The organism is Candidatus Erwinia dacicola, from assembly GCF_001756855.1.
In the GTDB taxonomy this organism is placed as follows: Bacteria; Pseudomonadota; Gammaproteobacteria; order Enterobacterales; family Enterobacteriaceae; genus Erwinia; species Erwinia dacicola.
Genome location: NZ_MAYS01000569.1, coordinates 1 through 16,286, shown reverse-complemented (window position 1 = coordinate 16,286; position 16,286 = coordinate 1). Strand labels below are relative to the sequence as shown.

At 56.2% G+C, this 16,286-nt stretch carries 14 protein-coding genes and 2 pseudogenes; 1 reads left to right on the top strand and 15 read right to left on the bottom strand.

Going from position 1 to position 16,286, the window contains the following annotated elements; translation table 11 throughout:
* Positions 1–51: 51 nt before the first annotated feature.
* The 15 genes and pseudogenes from BBW68_RS13995 to BBW68_RS13925 all read right to left on the bottom strand — a co-directional run.
* A complete protein-coding gene (locus tag BBW68_RS13995) occupies positions 52–351 on the bottom strand; it encodes an IS3 family transposase (protein ID WP_070133807.1) in 300 nt (99 codons plus the stop codon).
* Between the two features lie 77 nt (positions 352–428).
* Complete coding sequence (gene rlmB / locus BBW68_RS13990) at positions 429–1,166, bottom strand: 23S rRNA (guanosine(2251)-2'-O)-methyltransferase RlmB (RefSeq protein WP_070135813.1); 738 nt, start codon at positions 1,164–1,166, stop codon at positions 429–431.
* Between the two features lie 147 nt (positions 1,167–1,313).
* Positions 1,314–3,749 carry a ribonuclease R gene (rnr, locus tag BBW68_RS13985; RefSeq protein ID WP_070135812.1) on the bottom strand — a complete coding sequence of 812 codons (2,436 nt, stop codon included), beginning with the start codon at positions 3,747–3,749 and terminating at the stop codon, positions 1,314–1,316.
* Between the two features lie 16 nt (positions 3,750–3,765).
* Positions 3,766–4,209 (bottom strand): nitric oxide-sensing transcriptional repressor NsrR, encoded by a 444-nt coding sequence (gene nsrR, locus BBW68_RS13980; RefSeq protein ID WP_070135811.1) that lies wholly within the window; start codon positions 4,207–4,209, stop codon positions 3,766–3,768.
* A 183-nt stretch (positions 4,210–4,392) separates the two neighbouring features.
* Positions 4,393–5,691, bottom strand: a complete 1,299-nt coding sequence (locus BBW68_RS13975; protein WP_070135815.1) for an adenylosuccinate synthase — start codon at positions 5,689–5,691, stop codon at positions 4,393–4,395.
* A gap of 123 nt (positions 5,692–5,814) precedes the next feature.
* Entirely contained in the window at positions 5,815–6,015 is a 201-nt protein-coding gene (locus BBW68_RS13970) for a DUF2065 domain-containing protein (RefSeq protein WP_070135810.1), read from the bottom strand.
* An 84-nt stretch (positions 6,016–6,099) separates the two neighbouring features.
* A complete protein-coding gene (gene hflC, locus BBW68_RS13965; protein WP_070135809.1) occupies positions 6,100–7,104 on the bottom strand; it encodes a protease modulator HflC in 1,005 nt (334 codons plus the stop codon).
* Between the two features lie 3 nt (positions 7,105–7,107).
* Positions 7,108–8,364, bottom strand: coding sequence for an FtsH protease activity modulator HflK (hflK, locus tag BBW68_RS13960; RefSeq protein ID WP_070135808.1), 1,257 nt, complete (start codon positions 8,362–8,364; stop codon positions 7,108–7,110).
* Positions 8,365–8,605: 241 nt separating this feature from the next.
* Complete coding sequence (gene hflX, locus BBW68_RS13955) at positions 8,606–9,697, bottom strand: ribosome rescue GTPase HflX (RefSeq protein WP_245675281.1); 1,092 nt, start codon at positions 9,695–9,697, stop codon at positions 8,606–8,608.
* A 245-nt stretch (positions 9,698–9,942) separates the two neighbouring features.
* The gene (gene hfq / locus BBW68_RS13950; RefSeq protein WP_070135807.1) at positions 9,943–10,254 is read right to left on the bottom strand and encodes an RNA chaperone Hfq; all 312 of its coding nucleotides are present in this window, start codon (positions 10,252–10,254) and stop codon (positions 9,943–9,945) included.
* 101 nt (positions 10,255–10,355) lie between these two features.
* Positions 10,356–11,306 (bottom strand): tRNA (adenosine(37)-N6)-dimethylallyltransferase MiaA, encoded by a 951-nt coding sequence (miaA, locus tag BBW68_RS13945; RefSeq protein ID WP_070135806.1) that lies wholly within the window; start codon positions 11,304–11,306, stop codon positions 10,356–10,358.
* Entirely contained in the window at positions 11,299–13,122 is a 1,824-nt protein-coding gene (gene mutL, locus BBW68_RS13940) for a DNA mismatch repair endonuclease MutL (RefSeq protein WP_070135805.1), read from the bottom strand. The genes miaA and mutL overlap by 8 nt, the downstream gene beginning before the upstream one ends.
* Before the next feature lie 68 nt (positions 13,123–13,190).
* Positions 13,191–14,864, bottom strand: coding sequence for an N-acetylmuramoyl-L-alanine amidase AmiB (amiB, locus tag BBW68_RS13935; protein WP_102135799.1), 1,674 nt, complete (start codon positions 14,862–14,864; stop codon positions 13,191–13,193).
* On the bottom strand, positions 14,861–15,337 hold the full coding sequence (tsaE, locus tag BBW68_RS13930) for a tRNA (adenosine(37)-N6)-threonylcarbamoyltransferase complex ATPase subunit type 1 TsaE (protein WP_070135804.1): 477 nt from the start codon (positions 15,335–15,337) through the stop codon (positions 14,861–14,863). The genes amiB and tsaE overlap by 4 nt, the downstream gene beginning before the upstream one ends.
* Before the next feature lie 118 nt (positions 15,338–15,455).
* Positions 15,456–15,989: pseudogene (locus BBW68_RS13925) on the bottom strand (NAD(P)H-hydrate dehydratase); the annotation flags it as partial.
* Positions 15,990–15,992: 3 nt separating this feature from the next.
* Between BBW68_RS13925 and BBW68_RS17175 the strand changes: the two are divergent.
* Positions 15,993–16,286 (top strand): annotated as a pseudogene (locus BBW68_RS17175) (transposase); the annotation flags it as partial.

The window sequence follows — 16,286 nt, the reverse complement described above, 5'->3', positions numbered from 1 at the left end:
CAAAAGTCTGGCACAACGCAGCGACCGGATACCTCGCTCTTAGCCTGTCGACTACCGTGAACCGTTGAGTGCGTCCGACATTAAGAGCGCCGTAGCCTTTTTTAGGATTTCGTTTTCCATTTCAAGGCGTTGTATTTTCTTCCTCGCCTCACGCAGCTCGAGCTGTTCTGGCGTCAGAGGAAGCCCGGCGGGCGTTTTCCCCTGGCGCTCAAGTCGCAGCTTATTCACCCAACGGGTGATAGCCGAATGGCTTACGTTAACTGCCTCTGCGGCCTTAACGTAGGTATAGCCGTGGTCGACAACTAACTTCGCCGCTTCGAGCTTAAATTCTGGCGTGAAATGTTTAGCCATTGGGTCACCTGTGGTGTTGGGAAGGTGAGAATATCACCTTCCAATCAGGTGGCCAGTATCAGTGTGCCACTACAAATTTACTTCACGCTGCGCTGACACACCGCTTCAAACAGGCAAACACCGGTGGCGACGGAGACGTTCAACGATGAAACGCTGCCCGCCATGGGGATACTGATCAGTTCGTCGCAGTGCTCACGCGTCAGGCGGCGCATGCCTTCGCCTTCAGCACCCATCACCAGCGCCATTGGGCCGGTCATTTTGCTCTGGTAAAGAGTATGGTCAGCTTCGCCGGTCGTTCCAACGATCCACACTTTGGCTTCCTGCAACACACGCATGGTGCGCGCCAAGTTGGTCACGCGGATCAGCGGCACGTGCTCTGCCGCGCCGCTGGCGACTTTTTTCGCCGTGGCGTTAAGCGCCGCTGAGCGATCTTTTGGCACGATGATGGCGTGAACGCCGGCAGCATCAGCGCTGCGCATGCAAGCCCCAAGGTTATGCGGGTCAGTGACGCCGTCAAGGATCAGCAGGAACGGGTTTTCCAAGCTGGCCAGCAGGTCCGGCAGATCGCCTTCCTGATACTGATGGCCCTGCTTGACGCGCGCGATGACGCCCTGATGCACGGCACCTTCAGATTTGGTATCCAACATCTGCTTATTGGCAACCTGGATAACGATGCCCTGTGCTTCCAGCGCTTTTAGCAGCGTCTGCAAGCGACGGTCTTCACGCCCTTTCAGGATAAATACTTCCTGGAAACGCTGCGGGTCGCTGTCGAGCAGCGCCTGCACGGCGTGGATACCAAAAACAATTTCACTCATGGTTCAGGATACTCAAATGTCATATTCATTTAGTGGGTGACCTAAGCGGGCTGACCGAAAAGAGGGGCAGCCCCTACAACGATTTGGTGTCGTAGGGGTCGACCATTTGTTTCGGTCGACCCGTTTCGCTGCGTAGCCCGGATGCGATTATGCGTCGTCGGTTTTCTTCGCGCGCTTAGCGCGCGTGGCACCAAGTTTACAGGTTTTATCCGACGGCTTACGCGGTTTCTTCTCTTTGTTTGCCGCAGGGGCGTTTACTGCTCCTTTGGCGGGGCGGAAGGCGCTGTCCGGCTCGAAGCTGGCACCCTTGCGCGGTGCGCGACGACGGCTGTCGCTGTTTTTCGCCACGCCGCGTTTTTCACGCTTGCGCGCGGTTTTGCCTTCGCCACGCGGTTTGCGGCTGCTTGAGATTAGCGCGAAGTCGATCTTACGCTCATCCATATACACCGCCTGAACGCGCACTTCCACGGTATCGCCTAGGCGATAGGTACGACCGCCGGATTCACCGATCAGGCGCTGGCCGACGGCGTCAAAGCGGTAGTAGTCGTTGTCGAGCGTCGAAACGTGGACCAAACCGTCAATAAACAGGTCGGTCAGGCGCACGAAGAAGCCGAAGCCGGTGACGCTGGAGATCACGCCGCTAAAGGTTTCCGCGACCTGGTCCTGCATAAAGTCGCACTTTAGCCAGTCGGCAACATCGCGCGTGGCTTCATCGGCGCGGCGTTCGGTCAGCGAACAGTGATGGCCGAGCTGCAGCATCTGCGGCATTTCGTAATGGTAGCCGCCGGTTGGCGTGGTGTTGCCCTGCAGAGTGCCCGCTTCTTTCGCCAGCAGATACTTGATGGCGCGGTGCAGCAGCAGGTCCGGATAGCGGCGGATCGGCGAGGTGAAGTGCGCGTAAGACGCCAGCGCCAGACCGAAGTGACCACGGTTTTCCGGGTCATACACCGCCTGCTTCATCGAACGCAGCAGCATGGTTTGCAGCATTTCGTGATCCTGACGACCGGCGATCTGGCTCAGCAGCGCGGAGTAGTCCACCGACTGCGGTTTGTCGCCGCCCGGCAGGGTCAGGCCCAGCTCATTCAGCACCGAGCGGAAGCTCTTTATGTTTTCATCACTTGGACGGTCGTGATCGCGGAACAGCGCCGGTTCGTTGTTTCTCTCAACGTAGCGGGCTGAAGCGATGTTGGCGAGGATCATGCACTCTTCGATTAGCTTGTGCGCATCGTTACGCGACACCTGTTCGACGCGCTCAATGCGGCGGTCGGTGTTGAAGACAAATTTCGCTTCTTCGGTCTCAAAGGAGATACCACCACGCTGCTCGCGCGCTTTTTCCAGCGCCAAGTACATGCGGTGCAGCTCTTCCAGATCTTTCACCAGCGGCTGGTACTGCTCGCGCAGTTCCTGATGCCCCTGCAGAATGTTCCACACCTTGTTATAGGTCAGGCGGGCGAAAGAGTTCATCACCGCTTCGTAGTGTTTGTAGCCGGTCAGCTTGCCGGTGGAGGATATAGTCATCTCACACACCATACATAGACGTTCAACTTCCGGGTTGAGCGAGCAGAGGCCGTTGGAGAGCACTTCCGGCAGCATCGGCACCACCTGGGAGGGGAAGTAGACCGAGGTGCCGCGATTCACCGCTTCGTCATCCAGCGGCGTGCCCGGGCGCACGTAGTAGCTGACGTCAGTAATCGCGACCCACAGGCGCCAGCCGCCGCGTTTGCGCTCGCAGAATACTGCATCATCGAAGTCGTGGGCGTCTTCGCCATCAATAGTGACCAGCGGCAGATCGCGCAGGTCAACGCGACCCTGTTTCGCCTCTTCCGGCACTTCTTCACTGAGGTGAGCAATCTGTTTTCCCAGCGCTTTCGGCCATTCGTGCGGAATATCATGGGTGCGTAGCGCCATATCGACAGCCATGCTGGTGCCCATGTTATCGCCGAGCACTTCCACCACTTTACCGACGGCTTTACTGCGGCGGGTTGGGCGCTGAGTCAGCTCCACCACCACCACAAAGCCCCTGCGCGCACCCATCAGCTCTTCAGCCGGGATCAGGATGTCGAAGCTCAGACGGCTGTCATCCGGGACGACAAAGCCAACGCCGGAGTCGGTGAAGTAGCGACCAACAATTTGCGCATTACGCGGTTCAACCACGCGCACTACGCGAGCTTCGAGGCGGCCTTTACGGTCGGCACCCATCGCCTGCGCGAGGATCATATCCCCGTGCATGCACATCTTCATCTGTTCGGCAGAGAGGTAGAGATCGTCTTTGCTGCCTTCAATGCGCAGGAAGCCAAAGCCGTCGCGGTGGCCGATAACCTTGCCTTTCAGCAGGTCAAGTCGCTCCGGCAGCGCGTAGCACTGGCGGCGGGTAAAGACCAGCTGGCCATCGCGCTCCATGGCGCGCAGGCGGCGGCGCAGCGCTTCAATCTGCTCTTCGCCGCTGATATCTAACTCTTGCGCCAGCTCTTCACGGCTGGCCGGTTTTTTGCGCTTATCCAGATGGGCAAGAATGAACTCGCGACTGGGAATGGGATTTTCGTACTTTTCAGCTTCTCGTTCCTGAAAGGGATCGTGTGACATCGAGGTTCCTCCGTTGTCAGCTGCTAAATGAAGGTCGTTCATTCAGCAAAATTTTGTATAGCGGATGGTTGTCTTCAACCAGATCGGTCAAGGTGTATTGGTCCAGTTCACGCAGGAAACTCTGGACGGCGTCATGCAGCGCTTTCTTCAGGCGGCAGGCGGAGGTGATGTAGCAGAAATCACTGTGGCAGTTCACCGGCTGTAGCGGTTCCATATCGCGCACTACCTGACCTATCATTATTTCTTCGGCAGGCCTGCCCAGTCGGATACCGCCATTCTTACCGCGCACGGCAACAACATAGCCAGCACGACTAAGTTGATTGATAATTTTGACCATATGATTACGCGACACGCCATAAGTGTCCGTGACTTCGCTGATACTGGTCATCTGGCCTGCCGGAAGCGTGGCGATATAGATCAGCACGCGTAAACCATAATCGGTAAAATTGGTCAGCTGCAAGAAGACCTCAGAGATATCACCGCGGTTGTTGCGATCGTCCGCTTAAGAATGGGTGTGATTAGCAATGATAATAAACCAGCCTCAGCGATTGGGGCCATTTTATTTATCATGACAGCAGAGGGGGAACGGAGGGCAACCGGTGCTGGATAAAAGCTGGCCGGGCATTGCCCGGCCGAAACTGAATTATGCGTCAAACGGGTCGCGCAGAATCATGGTTTCACTACGGTCCGGGCCGGTAGAGATAACATCAATCGGCACTCCGATCACTTCTTCAACGCGCTTGATGTAGTTGCGCGCCGCCTGCGGCAGGCCATTCAGCGTTTTCACCCCGAAGGTGATCTCAGACCAGCCCTGCATGGATTCGTAGATTGGCTCGATGCCCTCCCAGCCCTCTGCTGCCAGCGGGGTGGTAGTCACTTCACGACCATCCGGCATGCGGTAGGCTACGCAGATTTTCACCTCTTTCAGGCCGTCCAGCACATCCAGTTTGGTCATGCAGAAGCCAGAAAGGGAGTTAATCTGCACCGCTCGGCGCGCGGCAACCGCATCCAGCCAGCCGGTGCGACGACGACGACCAGTGGTGGCACCAAACTCGTTGCCCTGCTTGCACAGGAACTCACCGGTTTCGTCGAACAGCTCGGTGGGAAATGGACCCGCACCGACGCGCGTGGAGTAGGCTTTGACAATGCCCAGTACGTAATCAACGTAGCGCGGCCCTATACCCGAACCGGTTACCACGCCACCTGCAGTGGTGTTGGAAGAGGTCACGTACGGATAGGTACCGTGGTCGATATCCAGCAGCGTACCCTGTGCGCCTTCGAACATGATCAGCTCGCCACGCTTGCGCGCGCCGGCCAGTAGTTCAGAAACGTCAACCACCATGCCAGTCAGGATATCGGCAATCGCCAAGGTATCAGCCAACACTTTGTTGAAGTCAACCACTTCTTCTTTATAGAAGTTTACCAGCTGGAAGTTATGGTAATCCATCACTTCTTTCAGCTTTGCAGCGAAGGTTTCTTTGTTAAACAGGTCGCTAACGCGCAGGCCGCGACGGGCAACTTTATCTTCATAGGCCGGGCCGATACCTCGGCCGGTGGTGCCGATCGCTTTCGCGCCACGGGCTTTCTCACGTGCCACATCAAGGGCGACGTGATATTCAAGGATCAGTGGGCAGGCTTCTGAAATGAACAGACGTTCGCGTACAGGGAAGCCACGATCTTCCAGACCTTTCATCTCTTTCATCAGCGCAGCAGGCGACAGTACAACACCGTTGCCGATGATGCTGGTGACGTTTTCACGCAGGATGCCAGATGGGATTAAGTGGAGCACGGTTTTCTCACCGTTGATGACTAGAGTATGACCAGCGTTATGACCACCCTGATAACGCACTACGTATTTAGCGCGTTCTGTCAGAAGGTCAACAATCTTACCTTTACCTTCGTCACCCCATTGGGTGCCAAGTACGACAACGTTCTTACCCATTTTCAGAATCACCGATTGCTTAAAAAAGGATTCTATCATCGTCATTTTAGTCTTTCAGCTGTTTTAGCATACGATTGCGGACTTTTTTACCCAAAGTGCGTTACGTCACCCACAGCGCTGAGCCTATGCCCCGTTAGCGTGGCTGAGCGTGTAGTAGATTACTGCTCCTGCCACTACCAGCCCACCGCCAACCCGGCGCAGCAATCCATCGGGCATGTTTGCCATCGCGAGGATCATTCGCCGCCACAGCTGCGGATAAAGCACCGGGCCTAATCCTTCGAACACCAGCACCAGCCCTAACGCCATCCATGCAGTTGTATTCATTATTGTTACTCGCCGCTTGCTTGGAAATCCCATAAAAAAAGGCCGAAGAACCAGCTCTTCCTCTTCGCACGTTACAGCAAATTATTAGCGCGTGGAGGAAGACGGATTTTTCATAAAGCGGAAGAAGTCGCTATCCGGGCTCAGCACCATCACATCCTGATTGCTCTTGAAGCTGTTGTCGTAAGCACGCAGGCTACGCATAAAGGCGTAGAAATCCGGGTCCTGACTGAAAGCATCAGCAAACAGCTTAGCCGCTTCTGCATCACCTTCACCCTGAGTGATCAGAGCCTGACGGCGTGCTTCTGCCAGCGTACGTTCAACTTCGTAGTCGGCCTGAGCACGTACTTTGGCGGCTTCTTCCGCACCCTGAGCACGCTGGCTACGGGCAACGGATTCACGCTCGGCGCGCATACGCGCATAGATCGCATCAGAAACTTCAGTTGGCAGGTTGATCTGCTTGATCCGCACGTCAACCACTTGGATACCCAACGCCGCCATACTGTTCGGGTTGATAGCCGGTTCGTTGCTGTTGGTCTCGCTCTCAACGCGCTTAGCTACAGAGGCAATCGCATTGTCTGCTGCTGGCGTAGCCACTTCATCATCCACACCCGCACTACCGGTGTTCAGCGCATCGCGCACATCGGTGGTCAGACGGCCACGGGAATCGGTGACGATATCTTTTACGTCCAGACGCCCAATCTCAGAACGCAGACGGTCACTGAACTTACGTTTCAGCAGCACTTCGGCCTGAGAAATATCACCGCCGCCGGTGGCGAGGTAATAACGGCTGAAGTCGCTGACGCGCCATTTGATATAGGAGTCAACAATCAGGTCTTTCTTCTCTTTTGTAACGAAGCGGTCGGCTTGGTTGTCCATGGTCTGGATACGCGCATCAAGTGACTTCACGGATTCCAGAAATGGGATTTTGAAGTGTAGGCCTGGCGCATAGACCAGCGGTTTATTTTCATCATCGCGCAGAACTTTACCGAAGCGCATCACAATGCCGTGCTGGCCTTCCTGCACCACAAACAGTGACGCATACAGTACCACCAGCACAACAATCAATAGTACGATAAACGGCTTACGCATCGATTACTCTCTCCCTTCGCACTGGGTATCGTTACGCTGAGCATTCACCCGGCGCTGATCCATGATGTCGTCCGGACTGAACGACAAACTGCTGCTGGCGCGTTTGTTGCTGCCTGAAGCCGGCGGAAGACGCAGCAGACTGCTACTTCCGCTCTGGTTGTTGCCGGATGCCGCGCCACTCTGATCGCGCATCAGCTGATCAAGAGGCAGCACCATCAGGCTGTTGCCTTTATCGTTAACCAGTACCTTACGCGTATGTGACAGGATACGTTCCATGGTTTCGATATACAGACGCTCGCGAGTGATCTGCGGTGCGGCTTTGTATTCCGGCAGGATACGCGCAAAGCTGTCGACTTCACCCTGAGCTTCCAACGTTACGCGGGATTTATAGGCACGAGCCTGCTCAAGGATACCCTGCGCATCACCACGGGCGCGCGGCAGCTTATCGTTGGCGTAGGCTTCGGCTTCACGTACCGCCTGCTCACGGTTCTCACGTGCGGCAATAGCATCATCGAACGATGCTTTAACGTCTTCCGGTGGGCGCGCCGTCTGGAAGTTAACGTCCAGCAGGGTAATACCCATATCGTAAGGGCGAATCGTTTCTTCCAGCTCGCGCTGGGTTTCGCTACGCACTACGGTACGGCCTTCGGTCAGAATTCGGTCCATGGTCGAGCGACCAATCACGCCACGCAGGGCACTGTCGGTTGCCTGACGCAGACTGTCATCGGCGCTGGTCACCGCGTACAGGTAGCGTTCGGGATTGGTGATGCGGTACTGCACATTCATCTCAACGCGCACCACGTTCTCATCCGAGGTCAGCATGGTGCCGGAAGCAGAGAGCTCGCGCACCGCCTCCACGTTCACCGCACGTACCTGATCGACAAAGGTCGGCTTCCAGTTCAGACCTGGCTCGACCAGATGGCTAAGCTTACCGAAGCGTGTCACCACGCCGCGTTCGGCTTCTTTGATGGTGTAGAAGCCGCTACCGGCCCAGATCACCACCGCGGCCACGATGCCAACCAGACGCACGTCGCTGCCCGGCTTGCGCGGTGCGCTGCCGTTACCTAACCCGTCACCGCCGCTTTTTTTGCCACCGCCCAGACTACCAAGCTTATTGCTCAGCTTACGGAAGATATCATCTAAATCAGGAGGCCCCTTATCGCGCCCTCCTTTATTTCCCCCAGAGTTGCCGCTTTGATTATTGCTGCTTCCCCACGGGTCGCGGTCCTGTCCGTTATTCCCGGGCTGATTCCACGCCATTTTTATACTCCATTAATTGTGTGTGCGGTGGTATCCCAAGCCGGGATACGCGTGTCAGGCAACATCAGTCAAACAATGTGATCCACCAGCGTCGGTTCCTGTTTGCACAGTCGGTGCCAGTCGACGATCAGCATGCGCACGTGTAATCCCACGCTACCGTCCTATTCATTCCTTCTATCGCCTGCAACTGGTAAAAACGGCTACGCCGCCGCCCTGCAGCCAGCGGTAGACGTAAATCATACTACGCAATCTCACCAGCCAGACGCTCAGTCAGCGCTTGGAACAGCAGCGGGATGCCCTGCCCTCTCCACGTTGGGCTAAGAGCCAGACCCGGATGGCAGGTTCTCTTCATCACGGTCGATACGTGGAACGAAACCGTCAAGCATATCGATTTATTCATCACCAGCAGGCTGGGGATTTCATCGGATTCAATCTCTTCCAGCACTTCATTTACCACGTCGATGTTCTCATCGATCCGCACGTCCGCTGCTTCAACCACGTGCAGCAGCAGCGTAGCTTTAAACGCCGCCACCAAGTCGTGCGGCAGATGGCGAATAGACCCTACGGTATCAGCCTGCACCACTTCGCCCACACCCACCACGTCAACGCGGTGCAGAGTGGGATCGAGGGTGGCGAACAGCTGGTCGGCCACGTAAACCTCGGACGTGGTCAGGCGGTTAAACAGTGTGGATTTGCCGGCGTTGGTGTAACCCACCAGCGACACGGTCAGTACATCAGCCTTGTTTCGAGCGTGCCTAGCCTGCTCGCGCTGTTTCGAGACGCGCTCAAGGCTGGAAAGGATCAGAGTAATACGATTGTGCAGCAAACGGCGGTCGGTTTCCAGCTGGGTTTCACCCAGGTCGCGTAAACCAATACTGCCTTTCTGGCGCTCAAGGTGCGCCCAGCCGCGCACCAGCCGCGTGGCTAGCTGGCGCAGCTGCGCCAGGTCAACCTGTAATTCACATTCATGGATGCGCGCACGCTGGGCAAAGATATCGAGGATCAGCCCGGTGCGGTCAATAACGCGGCACTCGCACAGCGCTTCAAGGTTGCGCTCCTGCGCCGGACTCAGGGCGTGATCGAACAGCACCACGGCGGCACAGCTTTCTTTTACCGCTCCGGCGACCGCTCCGGCGATTTTGACAGCTTTTCTTTCACCGACAAAATATTTGGGGTGTGGCGCTTTGCAGCTGCCAGTGACAACGCGCAGCGCTTCTACACCAGCAGAAGAGGCTAAGGTTTCGAATTCTTGCAAATCTTCCGTATCTCTGTCTTGCGAGAAATACATGTGAACCAGTACGGCTTGCTCACCGGCATCATAACGGTCAAACAAACTTAAAACCTCTCAGTACCTTGTTAAACCTGCTACGCGTTGGGGCCATACAGCGTTAATACCAGATTCAAAATGCGCGTCTAACTTGCCAGACGGCGTTTTTATGATCCCACCCAACCGGGGTGAGATGAGGAATTCAGCGATAGTGCTCTTGTTTAATTCTTGTTCATTATTCGAGTATTATCGCTAGGACGGGGAACCTTGAATGCCAAAAACTCCCCGTCGTGGACGGACAGTCACGCTACTTATTCAGCGTCTTTACTGTCTTGTGCATGCTGAGAAGACGCCACCTGGTTACTGCCACTATGATGATAGTTGCTGCTTCCGCCACCCGTGTTGTTACTGTGGTGGGAGACCGGACGGGACGGAACAACGGTAGAGATCGCGTGCTTATACACCATCTGGCTAACCGTATTTTTCAAAAGAATAACAAATTGGTCAAACGACTCGATCTGGCCCTGAAGTTTGATACCGTTTACTAAATAAATCGAAACTGGAACACGTTCTCGACGCAATGCGTTCAAGAACGGATCTTGCAATGATTGCCCCTTAGCCATTCTATATTTTCCCTATATGCTTGTTGTTTGTAACTTAAGAACCCTGCGGTTTGAAATACGACGTAAAAATTTGTGCAAGAAAACAAACCAATTGTACACAATCACCCAAGCTTCGCACTAAGAACCTGTAACACTTGAGAGTACGCCGCTTCAGGCTGTTCGCTGTCAAGCCAGTGAACGTCCTTCCAGCCGCGTAACCAAGTTATCTGGCGCTTAGCTAACTGCCAGGTTGCGCAAATTCCCCGATAAACCATGTCATCGTAATCAATTTCACCGGATAAAAATGACCACATCTGGCGATAACCAACACAACGAATGGAAGGCATGTCCGTATGCAAATCACCTCGTGCAAAGAGCGCCCGAGCCTCCGCTTCAAATCCTGACGCCAGCATCTGATGAAAACGCTGCTCAATACGTTGATGGATTAGCTCGCGTCTCGCGGGTGCGATGGCGAACTGGGCAGCATCATACGGCAGAGCTTTGCCCGATGTTTTTGTCAGTTCCGTTAAAGTTTTACCCGAAATAAAAAAAACTTCCAGTGCTCGCGAGAGTCTCTGGGGATCATTCGGATGAATACGACATCCAGCAACGGGATCTACATCACATAACTGGCGGTGAAGTGCTTCCCAGCCCTCTTCACTTGCCATCTGCTTTATACGCTGACGTACCTCTGGATCCGCCGAGGGCAACGGCGACAATCCTTCCAGCAACGCCTTGTAATAAAGCATGGTGCCACCAACAAGCAACGGAATATTCCCACGTTGGGTAATTTCCGCCATTTCAGCCAGCGCATCGCGACGAAACTCGGCAGCTGAATAGGTTTCAGCCGGGTCGCGGATGTCCAGCAAGCGATGGGGCGCCAGCGCTAGTCCTCCGGCAGAAGGCTTGGCGGTGCCAATATCCATTCCGCGATAGATCAGCGCCGAATCAACACTGATTAGCTCAACCGGTAACGCCTGACGTAACGTAATCGCCAATGCCGTTTTACCGGAGGCCGTTGGCCCCATCAAAAATATTGCCTTAGGCAGGCCAGCCGTGAATTGTTCACTCATGCTTCAGGGCATTCATCGCCGTGGCAAGATCGACATCTTGCAGTAATCCAGAAGGTGGCGATTTCACCAGTTGCGGGCAGAGTCGTTCGACTTTAGCCAGCAGGGAGATTGCCTGCGAGTGATTCCAGTGCTGATGTTCAGAGACCGACTGACACGCTAACCACTGCGCCGTCTGGCTGGCTGAAACATCCTGCTGCCCAGCCAAGTACCCTAACATTTCTGGAATCAAGTTTTGTAAATTTTGTTGGCGTAATGGTAAAGGCACGGCGCGCAGCATCACATGATGGCCGTCAAACTGCAGGTCGATACCCATCTGGTTTAATAGAGTAGCGCTGCTGCTGCCCGCTTCTCGTTCCGCTTTTTCCAGCTTCAGCCGGATCGGAATTAGCAACGACTGCGGTTTCAACGCCTCACTGCCAGGGTCGAGCTGCGCCTGCTTTAACCAGCGCTCCGCCACCGCTAACGCCATCAGCGACAGTCCTCTCTTCCCTTCGACCAGTGCATACTGCTGCTCTACCACCGTCAGCACGCGGCCAAAGCTGTGATCGTCGGCGCCGAGTGGTGCCTCTTTTACCGGCTGCTGGGCAGGCTCTTTGCTGCGGGCAGGCGGCGGCGTTTTCAGCAGCTGCTGATACACCATGCCTTCCCGTTGCTGATAGGTCGGAGGCAGCGGCGGCTGCCAGCTGCTTCCACCACCGCCACCCGACGCTGCGGTCGGTGCCGACGTAGCGAAGTGATTGCCGCCAGCCGCTTGGCGGTTTTCTGGCTGCCAGCGTTCAGCAGGCGCAGCATCGGTCACTTCGGGCAGGCCTAGCGCACCGGTTTCCTGTAACGCGCTGACCACGCCCTGATAGATAAAGTCGTGCACCAGCCTCGACTGATGGAAGCGCACTTCGTGTTTCGCCGGATGCACGTTGACATCCACTTGGTGCGGATCGATCTCGAGATAGAGCACATAAGCGGGCTGATGCTGATCGCCGAGCTTGTCCTGATAGGCCTGACGGATGGCGTGATTGATCAGGCGGTCACGCATCATGCGCCCGTTAACGTAACAGTATTGCAACTCCGGCAGCACTTTCGACCCGACCGGGTCGGCGACCCAGCCGTGCAGGCTCAGCTCGACGTGCTGCCACTCAATTTTTAGTGCATGCGTCAGGAAAGCGGTGCCGCAGATCGCCCCTAAACGGCGCTCGCGCTGGCTGTTATCGCTGACGCCGCGATACTGACGCATCAGTTTGCCATTGTGGCTGAGGGAGAGCGCCACATCGAAGCGTGCCAGCGCAATACGGCGGATCACTTCATCAATATGGGTAAACTCGGTTTTCTCGGTGCGCATAAATTTACGCCGCGCCGGGGTGTTATAGAACAGGTCCAGCACTTCCAGGGTCGTGCCGACCGGGTGCGCGGCTGGTTTCACCGTGACGCTCTGATCGCGCCCTTCGGCATAGGCCTGCCAAGCTTCACTTTGCGCCTCGGTGCGCGAGATCAGCGTCAGGCGTGAAACCGAACTGATACTGGCCAGCGCTTCACCACGAAATCCGAGGCTGATAATCGCTTCGAGGTCATCCAGCGTGGTGATTTTACTGGTGGCATGGCGCGCTAAGGCCATTGCCAGCTCGTCTTTGCCAATACCCACGCCATTATCGCGAATGCGGATCAGTTTGGCCCCGCCCTTCTCGATATCAATGTCGATGCGCATGGCACCGGCATCTAGGCTATTTTCCACCAGCTCTTTGACTACCGAAGCCGGGCGTTCAACCACCTCTCCGGCGGCAATCTGGTTAGCAAGTTGTGGCGGTAATACTTGGATGGGCATGTTGTATCCTTTTAAGGGGGCAAGGAATCGGGTCAGGCATGCCTGACACCTACGTTAGCCGCCCGTAATTATGACGTCGGGATCTTCAGCGTATGGCCCAGCATCACATTCTGCGACTTCATTTTGTTTGCCTGCTGGATCGCCTGCGGGCTGACGCCATATTTGGCAGCAATCGCCGTCAGCGAATCACCGCGCACCACTTTATGGCTCAGCGGCTTCTTACTGCTGACCACGCTGGCCATCGCCGCACGACTGCTGCCTGCTGGCACCTTCAGCCGCTGTCCGACCCATACCACATCTCTCTTCAGGGTATTCATCGCACGCAGCGTCGCCATGCTGACGCCGTAGTTCGCGGCGATACCGGACAGCGTCTCACCGCGTTTCACCACGTGGCGTTGGGTCGGGCCGCTGTACTTTGTGCCTGCCGGGGCAGGGTTAGCTTCTACCTCAACTGCCGTTGCGGACTGCAACGGACGGTTTTCCTCCTTTGGGATTGATTGCAGCGGGTGCGCCAGGAAATAGTTGCGTAAGCCTTTATAAATCGACTCGGCAATCTTCTGCTGGTATGCGCTGCTGCCTAGCAGTCGCTCCTCCGGAGGATTACTGATAAAGCCGGTTTCCACCAGCAGGGAAGGAATATCCGGCGAGCGCAGAACGCCTAGGCTGGCATGTTCCGGTCGGCGTTTGTGCAGTGCGCCCACGCGCTGCAGCTGAGCAATCACTTTTACCGCGACATCATATCCTACCCGCTGCGAGTGGCCGAACTGCAGGTCAAGCACCGCTTGGCTAAGGTAGGGATCCGCCTGGCTGTTGGCCAGCAGATCGCCGGCCCCGCCAAGCAGTTCGGACTGCTTCTCATGCTGCTCTAACCAGCCTGCCATCTCACTATTAGCACGGCGGTTCGACAACACCCATACCGACGCACCGGAGGCGCTGCGGTTTGGCGCGGCGTCTGCGTGAATCGAGACCAGCAGGTTGGCGTTTTGCTTACGCGCCACGTCCGAACGGCCCATTACCGAGATAAAGTAATCGCCATCGCGCGTCATTACCCCTTTAAACATCGGGGTGGCATTCAGCAACGCCTTCAGCTTGCGGGCAATGGCGATGGTCACATTCTTCTCTTTCAGTCCGCCGCCGCCAATCGCGCCCGGATCCTGACCACCGTGCCCGGCATCGACCGCCACAATCACCGTGTCATTTCTGCTGGCAGCGGTGCGCGGCCGTGCTACCTGATTACCGCTGTTCACCGCCGTCACCGGGGTGGCATCAAACGGGCTCTTAGGCGGAGTGCTGCTGACCGGGTGTGAAGCGGTCGCGCTGCTGACTGGCGCACTGCGGGTGGTCTGCGCCGGCTGCGTGCCGGAAATAGTGAACACCACGTTGTAATTGCTGCCGCTGCGCTGGGTTACCGCACGGGTTTTTCCGCGCTGGGTCAGTTCAAACACCAAGCGGATGCTCTGACTGTCCTGCGCTTTGCTGGAACGGATGCGCTTTACGATATTCTTACCGCTGAAGGTCAGCGGTAACCCCTGCACGACCGCACTCTGGCAGATGTCGAGCACCACGCGCTCAGGGTTGTGCAGCGGGAAAAAAGCATAGATCGGCTGGGTGCCAAAGCTCAGCGTCACCTCTGCCTGATTACTGCCGTTCGAGACTTTAATATCGGAGAGATTGGCGGCCAGCGCGCTAAATGAGCAGTAGAACAGGGCCAGCAGGCACCAAGATTTAAAACGCAGCATCATGCCTCACCCGGCTCAGCAGCAACGCGCTGCAGCATCGATTCTCCAGCGGGCGAGCAGGCACGCAGTTTGGCTTGGCGCGCATGACCGACATAGATGAGGTGCAGTTCTAGGTCGGGTTCAGGTAATACGCCCGCGCCCTGCTGCGGCCATTCGACCAGGCACAAGCTGTCCGGGCCGAAGTAATCACGAATGCCCATAAACTCCAGCTCTTCCGGGTCGGAAAGGCGATAAAGGTCAAAATGATAGACGCGGCGATCGGGCAGAACGTAAGGCTCCACCAGCGTGTAGGTCGGGCTTTTAACATTGCCCTGATGCCCCAAAGCCTGCAAGAATCCGCGGCTAAAGGTGGTTTTACCCGCACCTAGGTTGCCGTAAAGATAGAGGGTCGCCGCGTCGTCACAAGCGCGGGCTAGGCGGGCGCCCAGTGCGAGGGTTGCTGCCTCATCGGGCAACGCAATTTCACAGGTCATCATTCTTTTGTATTCGACATCTCAGGATTGACAAACAGACATCCACCTTGTTGCGCCCGGTGGTGACTTTAAGATCGTTAGCCCACAACCCGGCATTGATCTTCGTCGAACGCGCAATGTACAGCTCGGAAAACAGATAGGTGGCTAACATCACGAGTGTACCCTGACGTTTTGCCACCGCTTCAGCCGCCGCTCCGTGCGCTACGCATCCTGCGCAGGCAGCATCGTACATTGAGAGCTTTTGCGCTGCCAGACTGCCGATGATACCAGATAACACATCTCCCATGCCCCCACTGGCCATACCGGCATTACCCACATCCGCTATCGCCATGCTACCGCCGGCGTCGGCGATTAACGTTCCGGCACCTTTTAACACCACGACACCGCCATAACGTTTTGCTAAGCACCGTGCAGAAAGTAAGCGGTCACTATCAATTTCACTGACTTTACAGTTAAGTGAGCGAGCCGCTTCACCGGGGTGCGGCGTAATGATTCGATTTTGACGTTTATCGGGGCTGATTGCCAGCAGGTTAAGCGCGTCAGCATCCCAAAGCATCGGTTTCTGGCAGTTTTCTACTTTTTTCAGGGCTTTTTTGCCCCACGTATTCTGACCCAAACCGTGGCCAATCACGATGATGTCGGCCCACTCCAGCCCGGCATCCATCGCCGCCTCTTCTTTAAAAAGAAGGCTGTGGAGGAAATCTGGCGGAGCGCGGTCATCCGCCTGCTGCGCGACAGCTACGCCCAGATCATGCCCGGCCTGCTGCCGGGTCTGGGTCACATCCGCGATGAGCGCCAGTGGCGGCGTTATCTGCAGGCGCAGTATGGCCGGTACTGGAAGGTACACTTTGCGAAGAAGACCCGGGGAGCCTGGCACAGCGTGAAATACCTCGGCCGCTACCTGAAGCGGCCGCCGGTGTCGGCCTCCCGCCTGCGGCACTATGGCGGTGGC

Bases quoted from the DNA above. Each gene is read 5' to 3' on its own strand.
- hfq (WP_070135807.1), bottom strand. From the start codon at position 10,254: ATGGCTAAGGGGCAATCATTGCAAGATCCGTTCTTGAACGCATTGCGT.
- rlmB (WP_070135813.1), bottom strand. From the start codon at position 1,166: ATGAGTGAAATTGTTTTTGGTATCCACGCCGTGCAGGCGCTGCTCGAC.
- BBW68_RS13995 (WP_070133807.1), bottom strand. From the start codon at position 351: ATGGCTAAACATTTCACGCCAGAATTTAAGCTCGAAGCGGCGAAGTTA.
- tsaE (WP_070135804.1), bottom strand. From the start codon at position 15,337: ATGATGACCTGTGAAATTGCGTTGCCCGATGAGGCAGCAACCCTCGCA.
- amiB (WP_102135799.1), bottom strand. From the start codon at position 14,864: ATGATGCTGCGTTTTAAATCTTGGTGCCTGCTGGCCCTGTTCTACTGC.
- rnr (WP_070135812.1), bottom strand. From the start codon at position 3,749: ATGTCACACGATCCCTTTCAGGAACGAGAAGCTGAAAAGTACGAAAAT.
- hflK (WP_070135808.1), bottom strand. From the start codon at position 8,364: ATGGCGTGGAATCAGCCCGGGAATAACGGACAGGACCGCGACCCGTGG.
- BBW68_RS13975 (WP_070135815.1), bottom strand. From the start codon at position 5,691: ATGGGTAAGAACGTTGTCGTACTTGGCACCCAATGGGGTGACGAAGGT.
- mutL (WP_070135805.1), bottom strand. From the start codon at position 13,122: ATGCCCATCCAAGTATTACCGCCACAACTTGCTAACCAGATTGCCGCC.
- BBW68_RS13970 (WP_070135810.1), bottom strand. From the start codon at position 6,015: ATGAATACAACTGCATGGATGGCGTTAGGGCTGGTGCTGGTGTTCGAA.
- miaA (WP_070135806.1), bottom strand. From the start codon at position 11,306: ATGAGTGAACAATTCACGGCTGGCCTGCCTAAGGCAATATTTTTGATG.
- hflC (WP_070135809.1), bottom strand. From the start codon at position 7,104: ATGCGTAAGCCGTTTATCGTACTATTGATTGTTGTGCTGGTGGTACTG.